This is a genomic window from Cupriavidus laharis, assembly GCF_914271435.1.
In the GTDB taxonomy this organism is placed as follows: Bacteria; Pseudomonadota; Gammaproteobacteria; order Burkholderiales; family Burkholderiaceae; genus Cupriavidus; species Cupriavidus laharis.
In genome coordinates this window covers 1-24,640 of sequence record NZ_CAJZAI010000028.1, presented here as the reverse complement: position 1 = coordinate 24,640, position 24,640 = coordinate 1, and the positions used below count along the sequence as shown (strand labels likewise).

Below are 24,640 nucleotides of genomic sequence, written 5' to 3'. Positions count from 1 at the left end.
CCGGCCATGGCCTCCGGCAGCGCAATAAAGCGCAAGTTTTCGTAAGCGCTGCGCGGCGGCAACATGGCGCCCTGCCCTACTGGCCGGCGCGGAACGGGTACTTGGCGAAGATCTGTCCCACCACCTTTTCGATGCGCTGCTGGATATTGGACTGGTTGCTTGTGTCCACGCTGCCCACGGCAACGCCTTCCCAGACCAGCTTCATGTCCTTGCGGTCGACCAGGTCGATGTTCAGCGTACCCTCGGTGTACGTGTACACGTCGTTATAGAAGCCATAGCCGGGCCACGGCGCATAGAGCCCGCCGCGATAGCCGTAGTAGCCCATCGGCGGCGGTACCGGGGTGACCTGCACCTTTTCCTGCGTGCGCGCATTGAAATTGACCAGCAGGTCGGGCGACTGGGCGTTGTACTGGTAGCCGCGCGACGTCATCTCGCGCTGCACGGCGCCCTTGAGGTACTGCGTCGTCAGGCTTTCGTAGCCCTGCCGGTCCGTGCCCGGGTTCTTCACGAAGCCAAAGCTTCGGTAAGCGCCGAAATTCACGCTGCGGTTGTAGTCGGTCTTGATGTCTGGCGTGCTGGCGCAGGCCGCCAGCAACACTGACGCCAAGGCAACGGCGGTCGCCGTCCTGCTTCTCGGAGCATCCACGATACGTCTCCAGGGGTCGGCGGCAGTATCTAGTTCCACTTGCCGCCGGCACCACCCACGCCCAGCCGGCCCCCGCCGATGAGCACCAGCGTCAGCGCGGCCGCCAGGTACATGCCCTGCAGCTCAAGCTGCCAGCCGCCGGTTTCATTGAGCATACCGAGCTGCTTCGAGTGGACCAGCGCAATCGCGAACAGCATGTTCAGGACCACGATCAGCGCCGCCGCACGCGTCCACAAGCCGATGATCAGCAGCACCGGCGCCAGGACTTCACCGATATAGACACCATAGGCGACCCACGCCGGCAGTCCCGCCCCAGTCGCTGTTTGCGTGATGAAGTCAACGCCGCCCTTCAGCTTGGCAATGCCATGCAGCAGGATCAGCACCCCCAACACAATGCGCAACACCGCCTTGCCCAAGTCCTGCGATCCCTGAGAGCCACTCATGGCCATCCTCCTTGCCGGTTGAGAACAGTCGGAGCTCCCGGGAAGCGCCGCGGCCGTCGACACCGCCAAGCGACTTCGCCCGCACGCACGGGGCTCGCCCATGTACCTTAGTGCCCCGCGGCGTGAAGGTAAAGGCGCAAGAGTGGCGCATGCGTTTCACGGCCGCGCCTTCAGACCACGCGGTGCATCGCCGGCTGCCTGGGCTCGTGCATGCCGACCTTGCGTGCGTTCTCGGGCAGGATCTCGCTGAGGAAATCGAGGAAGCGCCGTACGGCCGGGGTTACCCCCTTGCGCGAGGGGAACACCGCGTGCAGCGTGCCCACGGGCATTTCCCACTGGGGCAACAGCAGTTCCAGTTCGCCGCTGTCGATGGCATCGCGGCAGTACATGCGCGGCAGCATGGCCACGCCGATGCCGGCAATCGCCGCCTCGCGCAGCAGTGCGAACTCGTCCGTCACCAGCCGGGGGTCGTAAGCGATCTGGATGGTTTCACCGGTCTTGCAGCCAAGGATCCAGACATGCTTGCCGTCGTGCGGCTTCTGCCCAACGCCCGGCATGCCATCGAGCGCCTGCGGCGTGCGCGGACGGCCGATGCTGTCGAGCAAGCCCGGGCTCGCCACCAGCATGAGCTGGCTCTCGCCGAAGGTACGCACCGCGAGGCTCGAATCCTCCATGACCTCGCGCACGCGCAACGCCAGGTCATAGCCCTCGCCGATCACGTCGACACGCCGGTTGGTGGCCTCCAGTTCGATGCGCACGGCCGGGTTGGCGCGCATGAAATGCCCGATGGCCGGCGCCAGAAGGATCTGGGCGATCGCCACCGGGCAACTCACGCGCAGCGTGCCGCCGGGCTGGTCGCGCGCCTGTTCGATCACATCACGCGCAGCCTCCGCCTCGTTCAGCATGGCGCGGCAACGCTCGTAGTAGGACTCCCCAAGCGGCGTCACGCGCACCTGGCGTGTGGTCCGGCGCAGCAGCTGCACGCCGAGATCGCGTTCGAGCTGGGCGATGCGCCGGCTCAGCCTCGACTTGGGAATCCCCGTGGCGCGGCTGGCCGCGGAAAAGCTGCCGTGTTCCACCACCTGGGCAAACAGCGACAAGTCGTTCAGGTCCTGCATGAAGGCCTCCGCCAACGCAACGACGACGCGCTCGCCAGGGCGGCACGTCTCGTTGCATGAATAGAACAATTATTTGCATTTTGCCTCACTACCGATACCAATGGCCAGACGCTATCTTTCCTCCATCGCAACCGCACCTTCGTGGAGAAAGACATGAACATCCTGCAGATCGATTCGAGCGTTCTTGGTGACAATTCCGTTTCGCGTAGCCTGACCGCCAGCGTGGTGGCCGACCTCGTCGCCGCCAACCCCGGCGCCAAGGTGACCGTGCGCGATCTGGACCAGGATGCCCCGGCCCACCTGTCCGGCAACCTGCTGCCCGTGCTGGGCGGCCCGAAGGACGGCCTGAACGCCGTGCAGGAAGCCGAACTGCAGCGCACCGAAACGTGGCTGGCCGAGTTCCTGGCCGCTGACGTGCTGGTGGTGGGCGTGCCGCAGTACAACTTCGGCATCCCGAGCCAGCTCAAGGCCTGGATCGACCGCATCGCCCAGGCCGGCCGTACCTTCAAGTACACCGAGACCGGCCCGGTAGGCCTGGCTGGCGGCAAGCGCGTGATCGTCGTTTCGTCGCGCGGCGGCGTGCGCCAGGACGCCAATGAACTGGACCTGCACGAAAAGACCGTGGACGTGGTGTTCCGCTTCCTGGGCATCACCGACATCACCTACGTGCGCGCCCACGGCCTGGCCATGGGTCCGCAGGCTCGCGAAGCCGGCCTGACCAGTGCCCGCACCGAGATCGCGGCACTGAACGACGGCGCCCGCCTGGCCGCCTGACCGGCCGCCGGCACGCCGGCTCACCCCTGGGGTCGCCCCGGGGGCGGATCGGGTCTATGATGGATGCGGGGCGCTACGGCGCCCCGCGTGCCATTGGCGACGTCACTGGCCAGCCTGCACGGCCAGCCGCGTCCTTCGCCCAGTCATCGACCGATCCCGGGAGCCCGCATGACTTCAGCCCTGTTGCCAGCCGCCGCCGTCCACCCGCCGCACGAACCCGCCTTGCTATCGCTGTACCGGCACATCCGGTCCGCCACCGAGGCCATGGTCGCGGACCTGTCGGACGCCGACGCGACGGTGCAGTCGATGGAGGACGCCAGCCCGGCCAAATGGCACCTGGCCCACACCACGTGGTTCTTCGAGGAATTCGTGCTGGCCGCACGCGTGCCGGACTACGAGCCGGTCGACCCCGACTACCGCTTCCTGTTCAATTCCTATTACGAGTCCGTCGGCCCGCGCCATCCGCGCCCGCGCCGCGGCCTGCTCACGCGGCCGTCGCTGGACGAGATCCTGGCCTACCGCGAGGCGGTGGACGAATCGATGCTGAATCTCCTCTGCGCCGCCCAGACCGATGCCGAAGCGGCCCTGATCACGCTCGGCCTGCACCATGAGCAGCAGCACCAGGAGCTGTTGCTGACCGACATTCTCCACCTGTTCGCGCAGAACCCGCTGCGGCCCGCGTTCGCGCCGGAACTGCTGGAACCGGTGATCGCCGACCCGCGCCCCGCGCCGGACTGGGTCGGCTTTGACGGCGGCGTGGTCGAGATCGGCCATCGCGGCGAAGACTTTGCCTTTGACTGCGAAGGGCCGCGCCACAAGGTCTACCTGCAGCCCTACACACTGTGCTCGCACCCGGTCAATAACCGCCAGTGGTTCGAATTCATCGACGACGGCGGCTACCAGACCGCCGGCCTGTGGCTGTCGGATGGCTGGCGCTGGGTGTGCGAGCAAGGCATCCAGGCCCCGCTGTACTGGGAGGAACGTGAAGGCACCTGGTGGCAGATGACGCTGCGCGGCATGCATCCGGTCGACCCTGAGAGCCCCGTCACGCATATCAGCTTCTATGAGGCGGACGCGTTTGCGCGCTGGGCCGAGCGGCGGCTGCCGACCGAGGCCGAATGGGAACACGCGGCGCGCGACCTGCCGGCCACGGGGAATTTCGTCGAAGGCCGCGCGCTGCGGCCGTTGCCAGACCGGCAGAACACGGCGGGCGTGCTGCGCCAGATGTTTGGCGATGTGTGGGAATGGACCGGCAGCGCGTTCCTGCCCTATCCGGGTTTCCGCCCGGGCGCCGGTGCGGTGGGCGAGTACAACGGCAAGTTCATGAGCAGCCAGATGGTGCTGCGCGGCGGATCCTGCGTCACGCCCGAATCGCATATCCGGGCCAGCTATCGCAACTTCTTCTACCCGCACCAGCGCTGGCAGTTCGCCGGTGTGCGCCTGGCCGACGACGCCTGAGCCCTGTTACGGTCAGCGGCGGTCTGCAGCGGTCAGCGGCCTGACCACCAGCGCCAGCCCAGCCACGCCAGCAGCACCCAGACCAGCACGATGGCCGCGGCCGCCCACAGGTTGCGCGGGCGCTCGCGCTGCGCCGCCTGCCAGGCCTCGGCCCGCACGCGGCAATCTGCCTTCACGGCCGCCGGCACCAGCCGCAATGCCAGCCAGATGCCCAGCGGCACCAGCAGGACATCATCGACATAACCCAGCACCGGGATGAAGTCCGGAATCAGGTCGATCGGGCTGAACGCATAGGCCACCACGAGTGCCGCCAGCAGCCGCGCCGTGAGCGGCGTGTCCGGATGGCGGCTGCAGAACCACAGCATCACCAGGCTGGATTTCAGGCGGCGCGCCCACTGCCGCAGGCGCTGGTTCGGTGGCACCACCTCTGCCGGCGTCCCGGAAGCCAGTATTTATTTGCCGCTGGCCGGCGCCGCCTTGATCGGCTGGCCGCCCGGTTGCGCCACCGGTGCCTTCAGCGGCGGCGCGGCCACGATGGGTACCTGCGGGTACAGCTTCTGCCAGCGCGACTTCAGGCCTTTGGCGATCTCCGCCTGGTTGTAGCGCTCGGCAAAGTCGATCACCGTCATGCCCTGCTGGTTCTTCAGGCGCATGTCCGCGCCTTCGTCGAGCAGCAGCTTTACGGTCTCGATGTGGCCGCCACGCGCGGCCATCATCAGCGGTGTGGTCCCGTTCGGGCTTTCGGCATCGATATAGGCCGCATGATCGACCAGGTACTTGACGACATCGTTATGGCCGGCGGTGGCCGCGTAGTGCAGCGGCGTCCAGCCGGTCTTGTTGATCTCGGCCTCCATGTCGTCAACCATGAGCTTGACCATGTCGAGCTGGCCCTGCAGCGCAGCCATCATCAGCGGGGTTTCGCCGGCGGGATTGGCCTTGTCGAAGTCGATGTCCCTGGCCTTGATCAGCGCCGCGGCAGCTTTCAGCGATTTTTCCCGCAATGCCGCCACCAGCACCGGGTCGCCGCGGCTGTCGACGGAATTGGGGTCCACGCCGCGGGCCAGCAACTTCTGTATGGTGCGCGCGTCGTCGAATTCCACGGCCTTGCGCATGTCGTCGGCCGGTGCGGCCCAGGCAAGTGCTGCGCATCCGAGCAGCATGGCACCGGACAGCCTGCGGATAGATTTCAAGTTAAACATGAACTTCCCTGTCGATATGCTTGAAAAGCTTGAAGAAATTGTCGCTGGTCTGCTCCGCCAGCTGTTCCACCGGAATGCCGCGCAGCCTGGCGATGAACTCGCCCACGTGGCGCACCCAGGCCGGCTCGTTGGTCTTGCCGCGGTACGGCACCGGGGCCAGGTAGGGCGAATCGGTCTCGATCAGCATGCGGTCCAGCGGCACTTTGCGCGCGGTTTCCTGCAAATCCGCCGCACTCTTGAAGGTGACGATGCCGGAAAACGAGATATGGAAGCCCTCGTCCAACGCCTGGCGGGCAACGTCCCAGGTTTCGGTGAAGCAGTGCATCACGCCGCCGGCGTCGCGCGCGGCTTCTTCGCGCATCACGCGCAGCGTGTCGTCGGCCGATGAGCGGGTATGGATGATCAGCGGCTTGCCAGTCTGGCGCGCGGCACGGATATGCGTACGGAAGCGTTCGCGCTGCCACTCCATGTCGGCGATGCTGCGGCCATTCAGGCGGTAGTAGTCCAGGCCTGTTTCGCCGGTGCCTACCACGCGCGGGTGCGCGGAGAGTTCGAGCAGACGCGCCAGCGTGGGCTCCTCGCCCTCTTCATAGTCCGGATGCACGCCTACCGAGGCGTACAGGTTCGGGTGCTGCTCGGCCAGCGCCAGCACGCGTGGAAAGTCTTCCAGCGTCACCGAAATGCACAGCGCATGCGACACCTGGTTGGCGCGCATATTGTCGAGCAGCTCCGGCAACCGGGCGGACAGGTCGGGAAAATCGATGTGGCAGTGTGAATCGACAAACATGGGGAAAACCTCGGGACGGCGGCACAGGCGCCGGAAATTACCAGGCCTGGCGGAACGCCACGGACACCGGCGCAGTACCGGCCGTCACCGTGCGCTGGTGGATGGCGACAATGCCGGGCAGGTACCCGGCATCGGCAATTCTCGGGATGAATCTCAGAAAACTCAATATTAACAACCAGTTGCGAAGCTAACCTCGCGTATTTCACAAAGTCTGTGTGGGTCGCCCGGACTCCAGTTGCTTGCCCAGGATTTCCTCAACCGCGCGCCGCAGGTTGCGGCCATTGTCGTCATCAGGGAAATGCACGCCCACCCCCGGTGTCTTCATCGGCGTGCCCGGCGGCGTGATCCAGGCAACATGACCGGCAACCTGGTACTTCTGCGGGCGGTCCAGCAGCGACAGGACCAGGAACACCTGCTCGCCTAGCCGGAACGGCCGGTTCGAAGGCACAAAAATGCCGCCGCGCGCCAGGAACGGCATGTAAGCCGCATAGAGCCCCGCCTGGTCCTTGATCGACAAGGACAACACGTTTGGCCGCGATGGCGCGCCGCCCGTGGCCCCGGCCGTTCGCCCCGGGATGGTTGCGACATCTGTACTCATGATTGACCCCCTTCTGACCTGCTACAGCCTTGTTTTATAGGTGTTTTGGAACTGCATCCGGCCATGGCCGGGCCCTGCCCGCTGCGCCGGCGCTGTCAGTGGAACAGCTGCCGGTATTCGAGAAACACGGATTCCATCACCAGCCTTGCCGCAAGCGGATGGTTCTCGCTGCGCCGGTGCGCATTGATGCGCGCGGCAAACGCCTGCAGCCGATGAGTGCTGGATGCGCTCGCGCAACGCGCCAGCGCTGCGCGCTCCTTCGGAAAGTAGCGCGGCACCGTGCCGCCGGAGGCATCGAGCCGGCACTTCAGCAGATCGTACGTCCAGCGCTGGAGGATGCCAAGCACGGCGGGCACCGGCAGCTTTTGTAGTTGTTCCGCCGCACCAGAGGCGTCGAATTCGGCGCCGGCGCCCAGTTGACCGATCAGCCAGCGCTGCAGCGGCTGCTCCTCGGCCTCGGCCGCATGCAGTGCGGTCAGCGGCGAACCGCCGGCCAGCGCAAGCTGGGCTTCGGCGTCGGCCACGCCCTGCCCCTTGAGCCAGGCGAGCGCAGCATCGGGCGTCGGCCGCAGCGTGGAGAACTGGCGGCAGCGCGACAGGATGGTCGGCAGGATCCGGTCCAGCCGATCGGTGACAAGCAGGAAAACCGTCGACGGCGGAGGTTCTTCCAGTGTCTTCAGCAGGGCGTTGGCACCTTCGACCTGCAGCGCGTCCAGCGGGTAGATCACCACCACGCGCAGTCCGGCCCGGTGCGTGCCGACACCAATTGCCTCGATTAGCGCCCGCACCTGCTCCATGCGGATGATCTTGCTGGGCGCCTTCTTCTTGCCGCTGTCATCCGTCTCGCCTGCGCCGGAAGCCTCCAGCGCTTCGGGGCGCACCACGGTGAAGTCGGGGTGGTTGCCCTGGCTAAACCAGTGGCATGCCGCGCACTGGCCGCAAGGCTGGCCGTCAGGCAGCGGCGATTCGCACAGCAGGCCCTGCGCGAAGTGCAGCGCCAGGTCTCGCTTGCCGGTCCCCTGCTGGCCGTGGATCAGCAGCGCATGGGGCAGCCGTTCGCGCAGCGCGCCAAGCCGTTGCCAGTCTTCCGTTTGCCAGGGATAGAGCATGCAGATCAGTCAGTTAGCCACGAAAGCTGAAGTGTCTTCTTCATACCAACGCCGTTGCGGAAGGCACAACATCATGAATTCGTGGCAATATTATCGATCAATATAAAGCTTGAAAATCAAAGTGTTGTGATGATTTTCTCAAGTTCGACACGAATTGCCTCGATACTCTGCGTGGCGTCGATCACGCAAAAACGCCGGGGCGCCTGTGCGGCACGGCGCAGATACTCGGCACGGGTGCGTTCAAAGAACGCTCGTGATTCAGCCTCGAACTTGTCCGGCGCGCGCGCGCCAGCCAGGCGTTCGCTGGCCGTCTCCAACGGTACGTCGAACAGCAGCGTCAGGTCCGGCTGCAGGCTGCCCTGCACCCAGTCTTCCAGGGTTTCGAGCCGGGACGTGGCCAGCCCCCTGCCGCCGCCCTGATAGGCAAAGGTGGCGTCGGTGAAGCGGTCGGAGATCACCCAGTCACCGCGCGCCAGCGCCGGCTCGATGACCTCGGCGATATGCTCGCGCCGAGCGGCGAACATCAGCAGCGCCTCGGTCTCCAGGTGCATCTTCCGGTGCAGCAGGATCTGGCGCAGGTCTTCGCCCAGCGGCGTGCCGCCAGGCTCCCGCGTGGTGACCACGGCGCCAATGTCCTTGCGCTCACGCAGGCGGGCCGCTACCCAGTCGATATGGGTACTCTTGCCGGCGCCGTCGATGCCTTCGAAGGTAATGAATTTTCCGCGCATGGATGCCTATTTGCCGCGCTGGTACTGGTCGACCGCGCGGTTGTGTTCGGGAAGCGTGTTGGAGAAATGACTGGTGCCGTCGCCGCGCGCCACGAAATACAGCGCGTCGGACGGTGCCGGCGCGGTAGCTGCCGCCAGCGAGGCAAGGCTAGGCAGCGCGATCGGCGTGGGCGGCAGGCCGGTACGGGTGTATGTATTGTACGGGGTGTCGGTCTGCAGGTCGCGCTTGCGCAGGTTGCCGTCGAAGTGCTCGCCGATGCCGTAGATCACGGTCGGGTCGGTCTGGAGCATCATGTTCTTGCGCAGCCGGTTGACAAACACCGCGGCGATCATCGGCCGCTCGGCGGCGTGGCCGGTTTCCTTTTCGACAATCGACGCCATGACCAGCGCCTCGTACGGCGACTTGTAAGGCAGATCCGGCGAGCGTGCGTTCCACGCTTCATTCAGGCGCCGCTGCATGGCCTTGTACGCGTGCCGGTATAGCTCGATATCGCTGCTGCCACGCGCAAACAGGTATGTGTCGGGGAAGAACAGCCCTTCCGGCGCAGGCTCCGCAGCGCCGATCGCCTTCATCAGATCGGCGTCGGACATGCCCTGCGTGTCGTGACGCAGCGCGGGGCTGGCATCCACGACCGCGCGCATCTTGCGGAATTCCCAGCCCTCGATCACGGTGACCACGTAGTGCGTCACCTCGCCGCGCGCAAGCTTGCCGACCAAGCCCAGCGGCGTGATGCCCGACTCGAATGTGTAGCCGCCGGCCTTCAGGTCCGGGCTGTGGCCGGTCAGCCGCACCAATAGCTGGAACAGGCGCGGGTCCATGCCGACGCCACCGCGCTGAAGCTGGCGGCCGACGCTGGCCACGCTGGAATTGGGCTTGATGACGACTTCGACAGGCGATGTGGACAGGCCCAGCGGCTGATTGGCCCACCACGCAAAGGCGCCGGCGGCAACCGCGGCAAGAACCAGGACAATGAGTCCCAGGCGGATGAAAAGACGTGTCATGAAATCCGTTCAGTCTCGGCAGCGCCCGTGCGGCGGGTGATGCCCCCTGCCCGCCGCGCACCGCCGGCGCCGGCTGAAATGCCGGCAGCCCCATATAATACCGGGAGCCTCGCGCCGCCACGACTTTGCCGGCCTACGCCGCACGGCGCGCACCTACCGAATGCTCCCAATTTGCCTGATCGGAATGCCTGACATGAATGCCCCAGCCACGGAACTCGCCACCAGCCTTGACGCCCTTCAGAAACATGGCGTTATCTGCGCACCGGCCGGGCTCGGATGGATCCGGGTGGCAGGCGACGATGCCGCCACTTTCCTGCACACCCAGCTGACCAACGCGGTCGAAGACCTGGCTCCGGGCGCCGCGCGCCTGGCCGGCTACTGCTCGCCCAAGGGCCGCCTGCAGGCCAGCTTCCTGATGTGGCGCGATGCCGAAGGCATCGTACTGCAGCTGTCGGCCGACATCCTCTCCGCCTTGCAGAAGCGCCTGAGCATGTTCGTGCTGCGCGCCAAGGCGAAGCTCAGCGATATCACGGCCGCGGTAGCCATGGTGGGCGTGGCCGGTCCGCAAGCCGCACAGGCACTGGCCGCGGCCGGCCTGCCGGCTCCGGAGGCAGTGTTTGCCGCTGCCAGTGCCGGCGACATAACCGTCGTCCGCCTGCCGGACGCCGCCGGCCAGCCGCGCTGGCAACTGGTGCTGCCCGCTGGGCGCGCCGGCGAAATCCGCGCCGCCCTGACAAGCCAGCTGGCTGAAGCCGATGCGGCACTTTGGGACTGGTGCGACATCCAGTCCGGCATCCCGCGCATCGTGGCGGCCACGCAGGAGCAGTTCGTGCCGCAGATGGTCAATTTCGAAATCGTTGGCGGCGTCAATTTCCGCAAGGGCTGCTACCCCGGCCAGGAAATCGTGGCCCGCAGCCAGTATCGCGGCACGCTCAAGCGCCGCATGTGGCTGGTGCAGGGCGACGGTGCCGTGCCGGCGCCGGCCGCGGAGATCTTCCGTCCGGAAGACCCGGCGCAGCCTTGCGGCATGATCGTCAACGCCGCCCCGGCGCCCCAGGGCGGCTGGGCGGGCCTGGCCGAACTGAAGATCGATGCCGCCGCATCCGCGCTGCACCTGGGCAGTGTGGACGGCGCCGCACTGACGCTGGGCAGCCTTCCGTATGAAGTACCGCTGCCGGAAGCCACTCAGGCCGCCGGCTGACCCGCAGGACGCTGCCATGAGCGATCACCTCTTCGTCTATTTCCGTGTTCCCGAGGCCGATGCGGCGGAAGCGTTGCCGCACTGGCACCGTTGGATGGAGACGGTTGCCGAGGCGACCGGAATTGGTGGTACGCTGATGCGCAGGCCCGAAACCCGCGCCGGCGTGCAGACCTGGATGGAATGCTACGCCGATGTGCCGCCCGCCTTCGATGCCACGCTAGCAGGATTGTGGCGTCAGAGCGGACTGGAGCAGTGGGTGGACGGCGAACGCCAGGTCGAGCATTTCATCGACCTGGACATGCTGTAGATCCCAACGCAGTAAAGGAAGCAAAGCAATGTGCCTGATCCTGGTTGCCTGGCAATCGCACCCGGACTATGCCCTGGTGGTGGCCGGCAATCGCGACGAATTCTATGTCCGCCCCGCGGCACCGGCGCACTGGTGGCAGGATGCCTCGCAGGTGCTTGCTGGCCGCGACCTGGCGGATGTGATCGGGGAGCCCGGCACGTGGATGGGCGTCGCCGGAGAAGGCCGCTTTGCCGCGCTGACGAACTACCGCGCCCCATCGGAGAAGCGCACCGATGCGCGTTCGCGCGGCGAGCTGGTATCCGGCTTCCTGCGCGGACATGACGCGCCGGCCGACTACCTCGGCGCGCTGGCTGGAGCGGATGGGTGCTACAACGGCTTCAACCTGCTGACCAGCGACCTGCATGAACTCTGGTGGTACAGCAACCGGTCGGCTTCGCGCCAGCCGGAGCGTCTGCGCCCGGGGCTGTACGGCCTGTCCAACGCCCTGCTCGACACACCCTGGCCCAAGGTGCGCAGCCGCGTCGGCGCACTCGCGGAAGTGCTCGCGGCCGACACCGGCCACCCCAATGCCAGCGCCGAACCCTATCTGCAGTTGCTGGCGGACGAGCGCAAGGCTGCGGATTTCGAACTGCCTTCGACCGGTGTTTCGCCCGAGTGGGAAAAGCTGCTGTCGTCCGCGTTCATCCGCTCGGCCAATTACGGCACGCGCGCCAGCACGGTGCTACGCGTGCGCCACGACGGACGCTTCGACCTGAGCGAGCGCAGCTTCGACGCCAGCGGCCAGACCGGCGAGGTCTCGTACCGTGGCAAGCTGAACCTCGCCCGCGACACGGGCACCGTACCGGCGCCGCGCTGATCAGGCCAGCCGCTTGCGCATCTCCACATGCGGGATGCCGGCTTCCTCGAACTCATCCCCGACTTGCGCAAAGCCTGCGCGCGTATAGAACGGTGCGGCATGTGTCTGCGCATTCAGCACCAGTTCCGGGTAGCCCAGCTCCGCAGCTTTCTTCATCAGCGCGTCCAGCACCAACGCTCCGACACCCGTGCCGCGCGCCGGGCCGAGCACCGCCATGCGGCCGATATGCCCGTCCGGCAGCAGGCGGCCGGTGGCGACCGGGCTGCCATCTTCGGCCAGCGCCAGCGCGTGCCAGCTCGGTTCATCCCATTCGTCCCACTCCAGCTCGACCGGAACGCCCTGCTCCTCGACGAACACGGCGTAGCGAATGGCGCGGGCGCGTTCGCGGGCTTCGGACCAGGGGCAGATCAGGACGGTGACAGGCATGGCGGTACGTTGAAGATGGCAGAAATGGCTAAACGGCCTGCCCGGCTATGGGGCTGGCGGCCGTCATGATACGCCACAATCCGGGCGCGTCGCCTGCACCGAGACTGGGCACGAGGCACCAGATCAGGGTTTACGCGGGTAACAGATTTACGTGAAATTTGTATGATGACCTGACTACCCGATGACTGGATAAGCCCGTGTTCCAAAAAGTCCCGGCCCGTGCCCTGACCGACAACGTTGCCGAACAATTGCTCGACAAGATCCAGAGTGGTGCTTTCGCCCGTGGCGACAAGCTGCCAACCGAAGCCGTGCTATCGGAAGAATTCGGTGTCAGCCGCACGGTGATCCGCGAAGCGATCTCCCGGCTCAAGTACGAAGGCGTGGTCGAATCGCGCCAGGGCAGCGGCGTGTTCGTGACCGAACAGGCCGGTATCCGCCCGCTGCGAATCGACTACACCGATACCGGCACGCTGGATTCTGTCCTTCAGATCGTCGAACTGCGCCGCGCCATCGAGGCCGAGGTCGCCGCGCAGGCCGCACGCCGCCGTACCGACGCCACCATGGCCGCCATCGACGCCGCGCTGGCCCGGCTGGACGCCGAGGTAGCCGAAGGCGGCGACGGCGTCGCTGCGGACGTGGCCTTCCACCGCGCCATTGCCTCGGCCACCGGCAACCCGTATTTCCTCAAGACCCTGGAATTCCTCAGCCAGTACCTGGAAGCCGCCACGCGTGTCACGCGGACCAACGAGGCCCGCCGCGCCGACTTTTCGCGCCAGGTGCGCGAGGAACACCAGGCCATCGTCGCCGCGATCCGCGCCGGCGACGCGCTGGCTGCGCGCAACGCCGCGCAGAACCACATGTATAACGCCGCCCGCCGCCTGTCCCACCTCGGCCAGGACGAAGGGGACGAACGGGACGGCGAGCGTTCCGGCACGCCGAACTGACCCGGCGCCACTCTCATTGATTGACCTGCCTTACCTGCATCAGGAGTTTTCTATGTCCCGGAATATCGGCCGGAATATCGGCGTGATCGGCCTTGGCGCCATGGGCAATGGTGTCGCGCAGTCGTTGCTGCGTGCCGGCTTCAGGGTGCACGCCTGCGACCTGCAGCCCGACGTGCTGCAGCGCTTTGCCGATGCCGGCGGCGTGCCGTGCGCCAGCCCGGCCGAACTGGGCAGCCGCTGCGATATCGTGATCACCCTCGTGGTCAACGCCCAGCAGACGGAGGCCGTGCTGTTCGGTGCCGATGGCGCAGCCACCGCGATGCGTCCGGGCACGCTCGTCATCGCCAGCGCGACAGTGCCGCCCGCCTTTGCCGAAGCTCTCGGCCGCCGCCTGGGCGAACAAGGCATCCTGATGCTCGATGCCCCGGTATCGGGTGGCGCTGCGCGCGCAGCCAGCGGCGAAATGACGATGATGACGTCCGGCCCCGCCGAAGCTTATTCGCTCGCCGAGGACGTGCTGGCCGCCATCTCGGGCAAGGTCTACCGCCTGGGCAACACCCACGGCGCCGGCTCCAAGGTCAAGATCATCAACCAGCTCCTGGCCGGCGTGCATATCGCCGCTGCGGCCGAAGCCATGGCGCTGGGCCTGCGCGAAGGCGTGGACCCGAATGCGCTGTATGACGTCATCACGCACAGCGCCGGCAACTCGTGGATGTTCGAGAACCGCGTACCGCATATCCTGTCCGGCGACTATACGCCGCTGTCTGCGGTCGATATCTTCGTCAAGGACCTCGGCATGGTGCTCGACACCGCGCGCACCAGCAAATTCCCGCTGCCGCTGTCCGCGGCCGCGCACCAGATGTTCATGATGGCCTCCACCGCCGGCCACGGTGGCGAGGACGATTCCGCCGTGATCAAGATCTTCCCCGGCATCGAACTGCCGGCCAAGGCAGAGTAAGGCGGAGCCCGCATCATGACCGCAACCCAAGCGCAAAACCGCCCGCTGCTGGGCTGCATCGCCGACGACTTCACCGGCGCCACCGACCTGGCCAACACGCTGGTGCGCAACGGCATGCGCACGGTGCAGACCATTGGCGTGCCGCAAGCCGGTGCCGGGCAGGACATCGGCCTGGCCGACGCCGTGGTGGTCGCATTGAAATCGCGCACCATTCCCGCCGCCGAGGCCGTGGCGCAATCGCTGGCCGCACTGGCGTGGCTGCGTGCGCAGGGTTGCCGGCAGTTCGTTTTCAAATACTGCTCGACCTTCGATTCGACCGACGCCGGCAATATCGGCCCGGTCGCCGAAGCCCTGCTGGCAGCGCTGGACTGCGACTTCACCATCGCCTGCCCGGCCTTCCCCGAGAACGGCCGCACCATCTTCCGCGGCCACCTGTTCGTCGGCGATGTGCTGCTGAACGAATCGGGCATGGAGCACCATCCGCTCACGCCGATGCCCGACGCCAACCTCGTGCGCGTGCTGCAGCGGCAGAGCCAGGGCAAGGTCGGCCTGCTGCGCTATGACGCCGTCGCGCGCGGTGCGGCCGCCACGGCGGAGCGCATCGAAGCCCTGCGCGGCGACGGTGTTCGCCTCGCGATTGCTGACGCGGTGTCCGACGCCGACCTGTTCACGCTGGGCGAAGCCTGCGCCAATCTGCCGCTGATCACTGGCGGATCGGGCATCGCGCTGGGCCTGCCCGAGAATTTCCGCCGCGCCGGCCTCCTGCCGCAGCGTGGCGATGCCGCATCGGTGCCGCGACTCGACGGCCACGGCGTGGTGCTGGCCGGCAGCGCTTCGCGTGCGACGAACGGCCAGGTGGCACGCTGGCTCGAACAGGGCCGCCCTGCGCTGCGCATCGATCCGCTGGCACTCGCACGCGGCGAAGCCGTCGTGGATGCCGCACTCGCCTTTGCCGCCAGCCACGAAGAGCCCGTGCTGATCTACGCCACCAGCAGCCCCGACGAGGTCAAGGCCGTGCAGGCCGAGCTGGGTGTAGAGCGCGCCGGACATCTGGTCGAACAGGCGCTGGCGGGCATCGCCGCCGGCCTGCTCGCTCGCGGCATGCGGCGCTTTGTCGTGGCCGGTGGCGAGACCTCGGGCGCGGTGGTGCAGGCGCTCGGCGTGCGCGCCTTGCGCATCGGCGCGCAGATCGCGCCGGGCGTGCCCGCCACCGTCACGCTCGACGCGCAACCGGTCGCGCTGGCATTGAAATCGGGCAACTTCGGCGGCGCGGATTTCTTCGCCGAAGCGCTCGCCCAACTCGGAGGCCAGCGATGAGCCAGGAAAGCAGGCTGCGCGAAGAGATCTGCCGCATCGGCGCAAGCCTCTACCAGCGCGGCTATACCGTCGGCTCCGCTGGCAACATCAGCGCAAGGCTGGAAGATGGCTGGCTGATCACGCCGACCGACGCCTGCCTGGGCATGATGGATCCCGCTGCGGTGGCCAAGGTGTCCAGCGACGGCAACTGGGTCTCGGGCGACAAGCCGTCGAAGACGCTGACGCTGCACCGTGCCATCTACGACAACAACCCCGATGCGAAGGCGGTCGTGCACACGCACTCGACGCACCTCGTCGCATTGACGCTGGCCGGCGTGTGGCAGCCTGACGATATCGTGCCCCCGCTCACGCCCTACTACGTGATGAAGGTCGGCCACATCCCGATGATTCCATACCACCGCCCCGGCGATCCGGCTGTGGCGGCCCGTGTTGCCACGCTTGCCGCCAAGGTGCGCGGCGTGATGCTGGAGCGGCTGGGCCCGGTAGTGTGGGAATCCAGCGTTTCGCGCGCGGCCTTCGCGCTTGAGGAGCTGGAGGAGACCGCAAAGCTCTGGATGATGATGAAGGACATACCGGGCTTCGCTGCCCGCGCCGCGCTCAGCGAAAGCGCACTGGCTGAATTGCGGGACAGCTTCCAGGCCCGCTGGTAGTACCCCACTGATACCGACGCGACCCGGACGCGGCTGCCGCCAGGCTGCCGCGCGGAGAACACTCGCGCCCCCGAAACCCGAACCGGAGACCACCGTGACCCCGAACCAACCCGCGGCCAGCGTGCCCGCCTACGACAGCCTGGGCGGCAACGCCCGGCTCGACACCGAAGCCCAGATCGAGAAGCGCGCCTATAACAAGGTGTTCTGGCGCATCATGCCGTTCCTGATGCTGTGCTACGTGATCGCGTATCTCGACCGCGTCAACGTCGGCTTCGCCAAGCTGCAGATGGGCCAGGACCTGGCCTTCTCCGAGACTGTATTCGGTCTTGGCGCCGGCCTCTTCTTCATCGGCTACTTCCTGTTCGAAGTGCCCAGCAACCTGCTGATGCACAAGCTCGGCGCGCGCATCTGGATCGCGCGCATCATGATCACATGGGGCATCGTCTCGGGGCTGTTCATGTTCGTGCAGACGCCGACCCAGTTCTACGTGATGCGCTTCCTGCTCGGCCTGGCCGAAGCGGGCTTCTATCCGGGCGTGATCCTGTACCTGACCTACTGGTACCCGTCCAACCGCCGCGCGAAGATGATCGCGCTCTTCATGTCGGGCATTCCCGTGGCCGGCATGTTCGGCAACCCGCTGTCGGGCTGGATCATGGACGCCTTCAACAACACCCATGGCCTGCGCGGCTGGCAATGGATGTTCGTGATCGAAGCACTGCCTTCGCTGCTGATCGGCGTCCTGACTGTCTTCGTGCTGCGCGACGGCATCGACAAGGCCCCGTGGCTCGACGCCGACGAGAAGCGCGTGCTCAAGCGCAATGTCGAGGAGGACCAGCAGAATGCGGTCAAGGCGGCTGGCACCGCCTCGGGCAAGTCGCATGGCCATTCGCTCGGCGCCGTGTTCCGCGACAGCCGTGTCTGGTGGATGTGCCTGATCTACTTCTGCTTTGTGACGGGCCAGTATGCGCTGACGTTCTGGATGCCGACGCTGGTCAAGGCCAGCGGCGTCAGCGGCAACTTCAACATCGGTCTGCTGTCGGCGATCCCGTTCCTTTGCGCGATTGTCGTGATGAATATCCTCGGCCACAGCGCCGACGCCCGTCGCGAGCGCCGCTGGCACCTGATCGTGCCCGCGCTGATGGGTGCCACGGGCTTTGCGGTTGCGGCCTCGTTTACCGACAATACGACCGTAGCCATCGCCGCGCTGTCGCTGGCCGCCGCCGGGGTGCTGACCTGCGCGCCACTGTTCTGGTCGCTGCCGACCGCGTTCCTGTCGGGCATCGCCGCGGCTTCGGGCATCGCGGTGGTCAACTCGGTGGGCAACCTGGCCGGCTTCGTGTCGCCGTATATGGTCGGTGCGCTCAAGGACATGACGCACAGCACGCAGTTGCCGATGTACGTGCTGTCCGCGATCCTGGTCGTCGGTGCCGTGCTCGTGTGGCTGACACCGGCCAGGCTGGTCAACCGCTGACCGGCCCGCATTCAAGACTCACAACCGGAATCCAATCATGCCGCGCTTTGCCGCCAACCTTTCGATGATGTACACGGAGCACGACTTCCTGGACCGCTTTGCCGCCGCCGCGGCGGACGGCTTCCAGGCAGTCGAATACCTGTTCCCGTACGAGTACCCGGCCGCCGAACTGCGCGCACGTCTCGATGCCAGTGGCCTCGTACAGGCGCTGTTCAACGCCCCGCCGGGCGACTGGGCCGCCGGCGAACGCGGTATCGCTGCCCTGCCGGGCCGCGAAGCCGAATTCCGAGCCGCCTTTGGCCGCGCCCTGGAATATGCCGGTGTCATCGGCAATGACCGCATCCATGTGATGGCCGGCCTGATTCCCGCCGATGCCGACCGCACCCGTTGCCGCGCCACCTACCTGGAAAACCTGGCCCACGCTGCCAGCGCCGCCGCCGCGCAAGGCATCACGGTACTGATCGAGCCGATCAACACGCGCGACATACCCGGCTACTTCCTGAACCGCCAGGACGACGGCCAGGCCATCTGCAAGGAAATCGGCGCTGCCAACCTGAAGGTGCAGTTCGACTGCTACCACTGCCAGATCGTCGAGGGCGATGTCACGAAGAAGCTGCAGCGAGACTTTGCCGGCATTGGCCACATCCAGATCGCCGGCGTGCCGGAGCGCCATGAGCCCGACATTGGCGAACTGAACTACCCGTACCTGTTCGACGTCATCGACGCCCTGGGCTACCAGGGCTGGATCGGCTGCGAATACCGTCCGCGCGCCGGCACCTCGGCCGGCCTGGGCTGGATCAAGCCTTACCTGAAGCGCTGAACCCACTGAGAAGCATTGCCATGAACGTACTGATTACCGGCGGCGCCGGCTTCCTCGGCCTGCAACTGGCGCGCCTGCTGCTCCAGCGCGGCACCCTGAACCTGGACGGCCGCGCGATCGCGTTCGACCGCCTGACGCTGCTCGACGTCGTCGCACCGCAAGGCCTGGACGACACGCGCGTGCGCGTGGTGACCGGCGACCTGTCGGACCCAGCCATACTGGCGCAGGCCATCGATGCCGATACGGGCGCCATCTTCCACCTGGCGGCCGTGGTCTCGGGCCAGGCCGAAGCCGACTTCGAGCTTGGCATGCGCGTCAACCTCGACGCTTCGCGCGCACTGCTGGAAACCTGTCGCGGGCTCGGCCACAAGCCGCGCGTGCTGTTCACGAGCTCGGTCGCGGTCTATGGCGGCGAACTGCCCCCCGTGGTGCAGGACGATACGGCGCTGAACCCGCAATCGTCCTACGGCGTGCAGAAGGCCATCGGCGAACTGCTGCTGTCCGACTACAGCCGGCGCGGCTTTGTCGACGGGTGCGTGCTGCGCCTGCCGACCATCAGCGTGCGGCCGGGCAAGCCCAACGCGGCGGCCTCCTCGTTCGCCAGCGGCATCATCCGCGAGCCGCTGGCCGGCGTGGAGGCCAACTGCCCGGTGGCGCCGGACACGCCGCTATGGCTGCTGTCGCCGCGCGCGGCCGTGGCGGCGCTGGTCAACGGTATCGAGCTCGATGGCGAGCGCCTCGGCAACCGCCGCGTGGTAAACCTGCCTGGCTTGTCGGTGACGGCCGCAGGCATGGTGGAAGCGCTGCGCCGCGTGGCGGGCGATGCGGTAGCCAACCGTGTTACGTGGCAGCGCGAGGAACGCATCGAGAAGATTGTCGGCACGTGGCCGGCGGCGTGGAATGCGGAGCGCGCGCTGTCGCTGGGGTTCCAGAGCGATGCGAGTTTCGATGAAGTGATTCGCGCGTATATCGAGGACGCGGGGTTGGCGAAGTAAGTCGTGCGGGTGGGCTATGGCCACCACCCTCAAATCTACTGAAGGCCTGTTCCCTCTCCCGCTTGCGAGAGAGGGGAGCAAACCAACAGGATAGGATAGTCCGGTTGTCAGTCGGCTTCACCCCGCCGGCTTCACCACCTCATACCCCTCAATAATCTCCCGCACCGATCCCGGAATCGGCGCCGACTTCCGCGACTCCGGATCCGCACACACGTAGACGATCTCACCCGTGATCAGGTGCTCGTCCCCGCGGTACATCTCCACCCGGAACAGCATGCTGGAACGCCCCATCCGCGCCATGCGGCCGCGGATGTCGAGCACATCGTCAAAGCGCGCCGAGGCGTGGTATTCGAGCGTGGACTTGACGACGAAGATATCGACGCCATGCGCGTGCAGCACGTCCTCCGGATAGCGGATGCCGGCATCGCGCCAGTATTCGGTCACGCAGATATCGCAGTACGTCAGGTAGTGCGCGTTGAAAACGATCGACTGCGGATCGACTTCGGCCCAGCGCACGCGCAGCGGCATGCTGTGGCGGAAATCTTCTTTTGCCATCTGGCTTGTCTCCGTGGAAAGGGTTCCGCATGGCATTCAGGCCACCACCCCGCCGGTCTCCGGCAGGATGGCGGCCTGAACCGTCATGCAGGAAAACGCGTGCGGGTTTACTGCGGCTTGGCCAGGCCCAGCTTCTCGATGATGCCCTTTTCCTTCTTCACCGTCTCTGCCGCGAACTGTGCGTATTGGGTGCTGCTCATGTAGTACGGCTCCATGTCGAACTTGGCCAGCGATTCGCGATAGTTCGGCATTTCCATGGCCTTCTTGAACGCGTCATGCAGCTTCTGCACGATCTTCGGGTCGGTACCCTTCGGCGCCACCAGGCCGAACGGCGAGGTCTGCACGATGCCCATGCCCAATTCCTTCAGCGTCGGCACGTTGGGGAAGCGCGCCGAACGCTTTTCACCCCACGTCGACAGCAGGCGCAGCTTGCCCTGTTCCACGTATGGCGCCCACGCGGGCGTATCGGCTACCGACATCACGTGGCCGCCCAACAGCGCCTGCATCGATTCCGAATTGCCCTTGTACGGAATGTGCGAGAACTGCACGCCCTGCTTCATCGCCAGTTCTTCCATGGTCAGATGCAGCGTGGTCATGCTGCCGGGCGAGCCGTAGGTCAGCTTGCCCGGGTTAGCCTTGGCGTAGGCGATGTAGTCCTGCATAGTCTTGATCGGCGAATCCGCCGGCACCACCAGGCCGAACGAGTAGCCGGCCAGGTTGATGATGTAGCTCAGGTCCTTGACCGGGTTCCAGTTGATCTTGGTGGTGTACGGCAGGCGGTAGACCGGCATGGCCACCTGTGCCAGCGTGTAGCCGTCAGGCTGCGTCGATTGCATCATCTGGGCCGGCAGCACGCCGCCGGCACCGGGCTTGTTCTCGACGATCACGGGCTGGCCGAGGATCTTCGACGCGTTGTCGGCCAGCACGCGGAACGGGATATCGGTGGAACCGCCTGCCGTATAGCCGATGATCAGGCGGATCGGGCGTTGCGGGAACTTCTCTGCCTGCGCTTGCGCGGGCATGGCGGCGAACCCCAGCGCGGCGGTGGCGGCGGCGAGGCCGGCGCGGGCGATGAATTGGCGGCGTTGCATTTGACGATGTCTCCTTGTGCTGCAAGTCACTGCTGAAAATCTTGAGATCGGGTGCGGTTCATGCCGCGGCCCGACGCTATTGCCCGGTGCCGAACGCGGCCCGGAGCGCCGCCACGGCATCGGCATGCGCCTGCGCCACGGCGGGCACGAAGCGGCCCATCTTGAAGAAGTCGTGGATCATGCCGGCATAGTCGGCCAGCGCGACAGTCACGCCGGCCGTGCGCAATTTTTCCGCATAGGCCACGCCCTCGTCATGCAGCGGGTCGTAGCCGGCCACGGCGATCCACGCAGGGCAGCAGCCGCGCACATCGGCACCCATGCCGCCGCCGTCGAGCGGGGCAAAGCGCCAGTCGTCGCGGCTGGATTCCTGGTCCAGGTAGTGCGAGAAGAACCACTGGATCATGTCCGCGGTGAGCAGGTAGCCATCGGCCAAAGCCCGGTGCGACGGCGTGTCTTGCCGTGCGCAGGTACCGGGATAGATCAGCAGCTGCAACACGGGCGCCAGGCCAGTGTCGCGCGCGTGCACCGCGCAGGCCGTGGCCAGCGTGCCACCGGCGCTGTCACCGCCCAGCGCAATGCGCTGCGGGTCCGCGCCCAGCCGGGCGGCCTCTTCGAAGACCCAGTGCATCACATCGAATGCATCGTTGGCCGCGGTCGGGAACCGCCATTGCGGTCCGAGACGGTAGTCGACGGACAGCACCATGCAATCGGCGCGGGAGGCCTGCATGCGGCACAGCGCGTCGTGGGAATTGACACTCCCCACGGTAAACCCGCCGCCATGGAAATACACCAGCAGCGGCAGCGGTTCGGCCCAGCTCGCCTCGCGCGGGGAATACAGGCGTACCGGGATGGCGTGGCCGTCGCGCGCGCAGACATGGAGATCCTCCACCGCGTGCACCGCAGGCGGAGAGATATCGAGGATGGGCGCGCTTTTCTCGTACGCGATCTTGGCGTCCTCGACATCCATCACATGGATCGGCGGGCGCTTGGCGCGCGCGATCAGGTCCAGCAGCGCCGCCACTTGCGGGTCGAGCGGCGCAGCCGGCTTGCCGGGAACAGGCTGGCTCGCGGGCGCGGCGGACAATGTGGACGGTATGGCAGACATGGCAGACACTGATTTCGATGCGACTCTGGCGACCACCAGACCGTCATCGGCAGAAATGTTGTTGCTCTCCCCGGGCAACGGGGGAAGTTCGAATTGTGAACGATCGTTCGATTTTAGTATCATGCCAGTGTTTCAGGAAACGGGCATTACGAGATAACCCCCATGCATGGGCACGGCAGGCAATTCTGGGCGATGATCGCCCTATCCGGTCTGCTTTGCCAGTGATTCCCAAAAAGCAAAATTCGCGGCGGATCGCCGCAGGAGACAGCGAACCATGGCCTTTATCTATTATCTGACCCACATCCATCTCGATTTCGGCGCGGTAAGCCTGCTCAAGGCAGAATGTGAGCGCATCGGCATCCGCCGTCCGCTGCTGGTGACGGACAAGGGCGTCGTCGCGGCGGGCGTAGCCCAGCGCGCCATTGACGCCATGCAGGGCCTGCCGGTGACGGTATTCGATGAAACGCCGTCAAATCCCACCGAGGCCATGGTGCGCAAGGCCGCCCAGCAGTACCGCGACGCTAGTTGCGACGGGCTGGTCGCCGTGGGTGGCGGATCTTCGATCGACCTGGCCAAGGGCATCGCCATCCTGGCCACGCATCCGGGCGAGCTGACCACCTACGCGACCATCGAAGGTGGCAGCACGAAGATCACCGAGCGCGCTGCGCCGCTGATTGCCGTGCCCACCACCGCCGGCACCGGCAGCGAGGTGGCGCGTGGCGCCATCATCATCCTCGACGACGGGCGCAAGCTGGGTTTCCATTCCTGGCACCTGCTGCCGAAATCGGCCATCTGCGACCCGGAGCTCACGCTGGGACTGCCGGCGGGCCTGACCGCCGCGACCGGCATGGATGCTATCGCCCATTGCATCGAGACATTCCTGGCCCCCGCCTTCAACCCGCCTGCCGACGGCATTGCGCTGGACGGCCTGGAGCGAGGCTGGGCCCATATCGAGCGCGCCACCCGCGACGGCCAGGACCGCGATGCGCGGCTCAACATGATGAGCGCCTCGATGCAGGGCGCCATGGCGTTCCAGAAGGGCCTGGGCTGCGTGCATTCGCTGTCGCATCCGCTGGGTGGCCTGAAGATCGACGGCAAGACCGGCCTGCATCACGGCACGCTCAACGCGGTGGTCATGCCGGCGGTGCTGCGTTTCAACGCCGACGCGCCCACCGTGGTGCGCGACGACCGCTATGCGCGCCTGCGCCGCGCCATGCACCTGCCGGAAGGCGCGGACATCGCCCAGGCCGTGCACGACATGACCGCGCGCCTGGGGCTGCCCACCGGCCTGCGCCAGATGGGTGTGACCGAGGACATGTTCGACAAGGTGATCGCGGGCGCCCTGCTCGACCATTGCCACAAGACCAATCCGAAAGAGGCCAGCGCGGAGGATTATCGGCGTATGCTTGAAGCGTCCATGTAGGCCAGCCTGGCCCTGGCCGGCCCTGGGCATTCATCCACTGCGGGAGACAGCGAATGACTGGTGAACATTTGCAGGTTGTGCATGGCGACATTACCCGGATGGAGGTCGATGCCGTCGTCAACGCGGCCAACAGCGGGCTGCTGGGCGGCGGCGGCGTCGATGGCGCCATCCACGGCGCCGGCGGACCCGCGATCATGGCGGCGTGCAAGGCCATCCGCGACGCGCAGGGTGGTTGCCCCACCGGCGAAGCGGTGATCACCACCGGCGGGCTGCTTCCCGCGCCATACGTGATCCACGCGGTCGGCCCGGTCTGGCATGGCGGCGGGCAGAACGAAGATGCGCAACTGGCCAGCGCCTACCGCAACAGCATCCGCCTGGCCGCCGAACACCATCTGCGCACCATTGCCTTTCCCAACATCAGCACCGGCATCTACGGGTTTCCGCGGGAACGCGCAGCGGACATCGCGATCCGCACCGTGCGCGAGGCGCTGGCGACCGTGCCCGGCATCGAACAGGTGACATTCGTCTGCTTCGACGACGAAAACTACAACCTGTACCGCGAACGCTTGTCCTGACGGTATTCACGTCACTGCGCCGTCATCGGCCATCGCGCTGCCGGGGCAGGGCCCGCGGAGGCCGCCCGTGATACGGCCCAGCAT

General features: G+C 66.4%; 29 protein-coding genes. 14 read left to right on the top strand and 15 right to left on the bottom strand.

The features are described 5' to 3' along the window. Positions 1 to 76: 76 nt before the first annotated feature. The 3 genes from LDO29_RS27235 to LDO29_RS27225 form a co-directional block, all read right to left on the bottom strand. The gene (locus LDO29_RS27235; RefSeq protein ID WP_224082854.1) at positions 77 to 646 is read right to left on the bottom strand and encodes a DUF4136 domain-containing protein; all 570 of its coding nucleotides are present in this window, start codon (positions 644 to 646) and stop codon (positions 77 to 79) included. A gap of 29 nt (positions 647 to 675) precedes the next feature. After that, a complete protein-coding gene (locus LDO29_RS27230) occupies positions 676 to 1,089 on the bottom strand; it encodes a DoxX family protein (RefSeq protein WP_224082853.1) in 414 nt (137 codons plus the stop codon). Between the two features lie 170 nt (positions 1,090 to 1,259). Continuing rightward, complete coding sequence (locus LDO29_RS27225) at positions 1,260 to 2,207, bottom strand: LysR family transcriptional regulator (RefSeq protein WP_224082852.1); 948 nt, start codon at positions 2,205 to 2,207, stop codon at positions 1,260 to 1,262. A gap of 153 nt (positions 2,208 to 2,360) precedes the next feature. Between LDO29_RS27225 and LDO29_RS27220 the strand changes: the two genes are divergently transcribed. Together LDO29_RS27220 and egtB are read left to right on the top strand one after the other, a co-directional pair. Beyond that, on the top strand, positions 2,361 to 2,981 hold the full coding sequence (locus LDO29_RS27220) for an FMN-dependent NADH-azoreductase (RefSeq protein WP_224082851.1): 621 nt from the start codon (positions 2,361 to 2,363) through the stop codon (positions 2,979 to 2,981). 168 nt (positions 2,982 to 3,149) lie between these two features. Next, positions 3,150 to 4,439: an ergothioneine biosynthesis protein EgtB gene (gene egtB / locus LDO29_RS27215; protein WP_224082850.1), complete on the top strand. Its 1,290-nt coding sequence runs from the start codon at positions 3,150 to 3,152 to the stop codon at positions 4,437 to 4,439. Positions 4,440 to 4,471: 32 nt separating this feature from the next. Here egtB and LDO29_RS27210 read toward each other — a convergent pair whose 3' ends face one another. The 8 genes from LDO29_RS27210 to mltG all read right to left on the bottom strand — a co-directional run bounded on the left by LDO29_RS27210 (position 4,472) and on the right by mltG (position 9,862). Further along, entirely contained in the window at positions 4,472 to 4,804 is a 333-nt protein-coding gene (locus tag LDO29_RS27210) for a YkvA family protein (RefSeq protein WP_224082866.1), read from the bottom strand. Between the two features lie 87 nt (positions 4,805 to 4,891). After that, positions 4,892 to 5,638: an ankyrin repeat domain-containing protein gene (locus tag LDO29_RS27205; protein ID WP_224082849.1), complete on the bottom strand. Its 747-nt coding sequence runs from the start codon at positions 5,636 to 5,638 to the stop codon at positions 4,892 to 4,894. Next, a complete protein-coding gene (locus tag LDO29_RS27200; RefSeq protein ID WP_224082848.1) occupies positions 5,631 to 6,425 on the bottom strand; it encodes a TatD family hydrolase in 795 nt (264 codons plus the stop codon). The genes LDO29_RS27205 and LDO29_RS27200 overlap by 8 nt, the downstream gene beginning before the upstream one ends. A 37-nt stretch (positions 6,426 to 6,462) precedes the next feature. Beyond that, positions 6,463 to 6,591 (bottom strand): hypothetical protein, encoded by a 129-nt coding sequence (locus LDO29_RS28265; RefSeq protein WP_290369625.1) that lies wholly within the window; start codon positions 6,589 to 6,591, stop codon positions 6,463 to 6,465. A 36-nt stretch (positions 6,592 to 6,627) separates the two neighbouring features. Continuing rightward, complete coding sequence (locus LDO29_RS27195; protein ID WP_224082847.1) at positions 6,628 to 7,023, bottom strand: PilZ domain-containing protein; 396 nt, start codon at positions 7,021 to 7,023, stop codon at positions 6,628 to 6,630. Between the two features lie 95 nt (positions 7,024 to 7,118). Further along, entirely contained in the window at positions 7,119 to 8,132 is a 1,014-nt protein-coding gene (locus tag LDO29_RS27190; protein ID WP_224082846.1) for a DNA polymerase III subunit delta', read from the bottom strand. Between the two features lie 116 nt (positions 8,133 to 8,248). After that, positions 8,249 to 8,860, bottom strand: a complete 612-nt coding sequence (gene tmk, locus LDO29_RS27185; protein WP_224082845.1) for a dTMP kinase — start codon at positions 8,858 to 8,860, stop codon at positions 8,249 to 8,251. 6 nt (positions 8,861 to 8,866) lie between these two features. Next, positions 8,867 to 9,862: an endolytic transglycosylase MltG gene (gene mltG, locus LDO29_RS27180; RefSeq protein ID WP_224082844.1), complete on the bottom strand. Its 996-nt coding sequence runs from the start codon at positions 9,860 to 9,862 to the stop codon at positions 8,867 to 8,869. 193 nt (positions 9,863 to 10,055) lie between these two features. On the opposite strand from mltG, the gene ygfZ reads away from it, so the two are divergent. From ygfZ to LDO29_RS27165, 3 genes are read left to right on the top strand one after another with little or no spacing between them, the layout of a single operon-like run. Then, positions 10,056 to 11,063 carry a CAF17-like 4Fe-4S cluster assembly/insertion protein YgfZ gene (ygfZ, locus tag LDO29_RS27175; protein WP_396022726.1) on the top strand — a complete coding sequence of 336 codons (1,008 nt, stop codon included), beginning with the start codon at positions 10,056 to 10,058 and terminating at the stop codon, positions 11,061 to 11,063. 16 nt (positions 11,064 to 11,079) lie between these two features. Next, complete coding sequence (locus tag LDO29_RS27170; protein ID WP_224082842.1) at positions 11,080 to 11,370, top strand: DUF4936 family protein; 291 nt, start codon at positions 11,080 to 11,082, stop codon at positions 11,368 to 11,370. 28 nt (positions 11,371 to 11,398) lie between these two features. Further along, positions 11,399 to 12,226, top strand: a complete 828-nt coding sequence (locus LDO29_RS27165) for an NRDE family protein (RefSeq protein ID WP_224082841.1) — start codon at positions 11,399 to 11,401, stop codon at positions 12,224 to 12,226. Here the strand turns inward: LDO29_RS27165 and LDO29_RS27160 are convergent, their stop codons facing one another. Beyond that, entirely contained in the window at positions 12,227 to 12,652 is a 426-nt protein-coding gene (locus LDO29_RS27160; protein WP_224082840.1) for a GNAT family N-acetyltransferase, read from the bottom strand. It abuts the gene before it with no gap. Positions 12,653 to 12,849: 197 nt separating this feature from the next. On the opposite strand from LDO29_RS27160, the gene LDO29_RS27155 reads away from it, so the two are divergent. The 7 genes from LDO29_RS27155 to denD all read left to right on the top strand — a co-directional run bounded on the left by LDO29_RS27155 (position 12,850) and on the right by denD (position 19,807). Continuing rightward, positions 12,850 to 13,596, top strand: coding sequence for a FadR/GntR family transcriptional regulator (locus tag LDO29_RS27155; RefSeq protein WP_224082839.1), 747 nt, complete (start codon positions 12,850 to 12,852; stop codon positions 13,594 to 13,596). A gap of 52 nt (positions 13,597 to 13,648) precedes the next feature. Then, positions 13,649 to 14,554: an L-threonate dehydrogenase gene (gene ltnD / locus LDO29_RS27150; RefSeq protein ID WP_224082838.1), complete on the top strand. Its 906-nt coding sequence runs from the start codon at positions 13,649 to 13,651 to the stop codon at positions 14,552 to 14,554. A 15-nt stretch (positions 14,555 to 14,569) separates the two neighbouring features. Further along, complete coding sequence (otnK, locus tag LDO29_RS27145; RefSeq protein WP_224082837.1) at positions 14,570 to 15,871, top strand: 3-oxo-tetronate kinase; 1,302 nt, start codon at positions 14,570 to 14,572, stop codon at positions 15,869 to 15,871. Then, on the top strand, positions 15,868 to 16,521 hold the full coding sequence (gene otnC / locus LDO29_RS27140; protein WP_224082836.1) for a 3-oxo-tetronate 4-phosphate decarboxylase: 654 nt from the start codon (positions 15,868 to 15,870) through the stop codon (positions 16,519 to 16,521). Before otnK ends, otnC begins: the two co-directional genes overlap by 4 nt. 94 nt (positions 16,522 to 16,615) lie before the next feature. After that, a complete protein-coding gene (locus LDO29_RS27135; protein ID WP_396022725.1) occupies positions 16,616 to 17,992 on the top strand; it encodes an MFS transporter in 1,377 nt (458 codons plus the stop codon). 37 nt (positions 17,993 to 18,029) lie between these two features. Then, positions 18,030 to 18,812, top strand: a complete 783-nt coding sequence (gene otnI, locus LDO29_RS27130; RefSeq protein ID WP_224082835.1) for a 2-oxo-tetronate isomerase — start codon at positions 18,030 to 18,032, stop codon at positions 18,810 to 18,812. A 20-nt stretch (positions 18,813 to 18,832) separates the two neighbouring features. Continuing rightward, a complete protein-coding gene (gene denD, locus LDO29_RS27125) occupies positions 18,833 to 19,807 on the top strand; it encodes a D-erythronate dehydrogenase (RefSeq protein ID WP_224082834.1) in 975 nt (324 codons plus the stop codon). Positions 19,808 to 19,924: 117 nt separating this feature from the next. On the opposite strand, the gene LDO29_RS27120 is transcribed toward denD, so the two are convergent. The 3 genes from LDO29_RS27120 to LDO29_RS27110 form a co-directional block, all read right to left on the bottom strand. Beyond that, positions 19,925 to 20,362 (bottom strand): YbgC/FadM family acyl-CoA thioesterase, encoded by a 438-nt coding sequence (locus LDO29_RS27120; protein ID WP_224082833.1) that lies wholly within the window; start codon positions 20,360 to 20,362, stop codon positions 19,925 to 19,927. A gap of 107 nt (positions 20,363 to 20,469) precedes the next feature. Continuing rightward, positions 20,470 to 21,453, bottom strand: coding sequence for a tripartite tricarboxylate transporter substrate binding protein (locus LDO29_RS27115; protein WP_224082832.1), 984 nt, complete (start codon positions 21,451 to 21,453; stop codon positions 20,470 to 20,472). A 76-nt stretch (positions 21,454 to 21,529) separates the two neighbouring features. Then, positions 21,530 to 22,558: an alpha/beta hydrolase gene (locus LDO29_RS27110; protein WP_224082831.1), complete on the bottom strand. Its 1,029-nt coding sequence runs from the start codon at positions 22,556 to 22,558 to the stop codon at positions 21,530 to 21,532. A 274-nt stretch (positions 22,559 to 22,832) separates the two neighbouring features. Here LDO29_RS27110 and LDO29_RS27105 point away from each other — a divergent pair, with 274 nt between their 5' ends. Continuing rightward, on the top strand, positions 22,833 to 23,981 hold the full coding sequence (locus LDO29_RS27105; RefSeq protein ID WP_224082830.1) for an iron-containing alcohol dehydrogenase: 1,149 nt from the start codon (positions 22,833 to 22,835) through the stop codon (positions 23,979 to 23,981). Positions 23,982 to 24,034: 53 nt separating this feature from the next. Beyond that, a complete protein-coding gene (locus LDO29_RS27100; RefSeq protein WP_224082829.1) occupies positions 24,035 to 24,556 on the top strand; it encodes an O-acetyl-ADP-ribose deacetylase in 522 nt (173 codons plus the stop codon). Positions 24,557 to 24,640: the final 84 nt, after the last annotated feature.

What these genes read in the sequence shown, in the direction of transcription:
- LDO29_RS27225 (WP_224082852.1), bottom strand. Translation starts at nt 2,207, where the DNA reads ATGCAGGACCTGAACGACTTGTCGCTGTTTGCCCAGGTGGTGGAACAC.
- LDO29_RS27110 (WP_224082831.1), bottom strand. Translation starts at nt 22,558, where the DNA reads ATGTCTGCCATACCGTCCACATTGTCCGCCGCGCCCGCGAGCCAGCCT.
- otnI (WP_224082835.1), top strand. Translation starts at nt 18,030, where the DNA reads ATGCCGCGCTTTGCCGCCAACCTTTCGATGATGTACACGGAGCACGAC.
- ltnD (WP_224082838.1), top strand. Translation starts at nt 13,649, where the DNA reads ATGTCCCGGAATATCGGCCGGAATATCGGCGTGATCGGCCTTGGCGCC.
- egtB (WP_224082850.1), top strand. Translation starts at nt 3,150, where the DNA reads ATGACTTCAGCCCTGTTGCCAGCCGCCGCCGTCCACCCGCCGCACGAA.
- mltG (WP_224082844.1), bottom strand. Translation starts at nt 9,862, where the DNA reads ATGACACGTCTTTTCATCCGCCTGGGACTCATTGTCCTGGTTCTTGCC.
- LDO29_RS27105 (WP_224082830.1), top strand. Translation starts at nt 22,833, where the DNA reads ATGGCCTTTATCTATTATCTGACCCACATCCATCTCGATTTCGGCGCG.
- otnK (WP_224082837.1), top strand. Translation starts at nt 14,570, where the DNA reads ATGACCGCAACCCAAGCGCAAAACCGCCCGCTGCTGGGCTGCATCGCC.
- ygfZ (WP_396022726.1), top strand. Translation starts at nt 10,056, where the DNA reads ATGAATGCCCCAGCCACGGAACTCGCCACCAGCCTTGACGCCCTTCAG.
- LDO29_RS27120 (WP_224082833.1), bottom strand. Translation starts at nt 20,362, where the DNA reads ATGGCAAAAGAAGATTTCCGCCACAGCATGCCGCTGCGCGTGCGCTGG.
- LDO29_RS27170 (WP_224082842.1), top strand. Translation starts at nt 11,080, where the DNA reads ATGAGCGATCACCTCTTCGTCTATTTCCGTGTTCCCGAGGCCGATGCG.
- LDO29_RS27205 (WP_224082849.1), bottom strand. Translation starts at nt 5,638, where the DNA reads ATGTTTAACTTGAAATCTATCCGCAGGCTGTCCGGTGCCATGCTGCTC.
- LDO29_RS27220 (WP_224082851.1), top strand. Translation starts at nt 2,361, where the DNA reads ATGAACATCCTGCAGATCGATTCGAGCGTTCTTGGTGACAATTCCGTT.
- LDO29_RS27200 (WP_224082848.1), bottom strand. Translation starts at nt 6,425, where the DNA reads ATGTTTGTCGATTCACACTGCCACATCGATTTTCCCGACCTGTCCGCC.
- tmk (WP_224082845.1), bottom strand. Translation starts at nt 8,860, where the DNA reads ATGCGCGGAAAATTCATTACCTTCGAAGGCATCGACGGCGCCGGCAAG.
- LDO29_RS27160 (WP_224082840.1), bottom strand. Translation starts at nt 12,652, where the DNA reads ATGCCTGTCACCGTCCTGATCTGCCCCTGGTCCGAAGCCCGCGAACGC.
- LDO29_RS27230 (WP_224082853.1), bottom strand. Translation starts at nt 1,089, where the DNA reads ATGAGTGGCTCTCAGGGATCGCAGGACTTGGGCAAGGCGGTGTTGCGC.
- LDO29_RS27100 (WP_224082829.1), top strand. Translation starts at nt 24,035, where the DNA reads ATGACTGGTGAACATTTGCAGGTTGTGCATGGCGACATTACCCGGATG.
- LDO29_RS27190 (WP_224082846.1), bottom strand. Translation starts at nt 8,132, where the DNA reads ATGCTCTATCCCTGGCAAACGGAAGACTGGCAACGGCTTGGCGCGCTG.
- LDO29_RS27210 (WP_224082866.1), bottom strand. Translation starts at nt 4,804, where the DNA reads ATGCTGTGGTTCTGCAGCCGCCATCCGGACACGCCGCTCACGGCGCGG.
- LDO29_RS27115 (WP_224082832.1), bottom strand. Translation starts at nt 21,453, where the DNA reads ATGCAACGCCGCCAATTCATCGCCCGCGCCGGCCTCGCCGCCGCCACC.
- LDO29_RS27165 (WP_224082841.1), top strand. Translation starts at nt 11,399, where the DNA reads ATGTGCCTGATCCTGGTTGCCTGGCAATCGCACCCGGACTATGCCCTG.
- denD (WP_224082834.1), top strand. Translation starts at nt 18,833, where the DNA reads ATGAACGTACTGATTACCGGCGGCGCCGGCTTCCTCGGCCTGCAACTG.
- LDO29_RS27195 (WP_224082847.1), bottom strand. Translation starts at nt 7,023, where the DNA reads ATGAGTACAGATGTCGCAACCATCCCGGGGCGAACGGCCGGGGCCACG.
- otnC (WP_224082836.1), top strand. Translation starts at nt 15,868, where the DNA reads ATGAGCCAGGAAAGCAGGCTGCGCGAAGAGATCTGCCGCATCGGCGCA.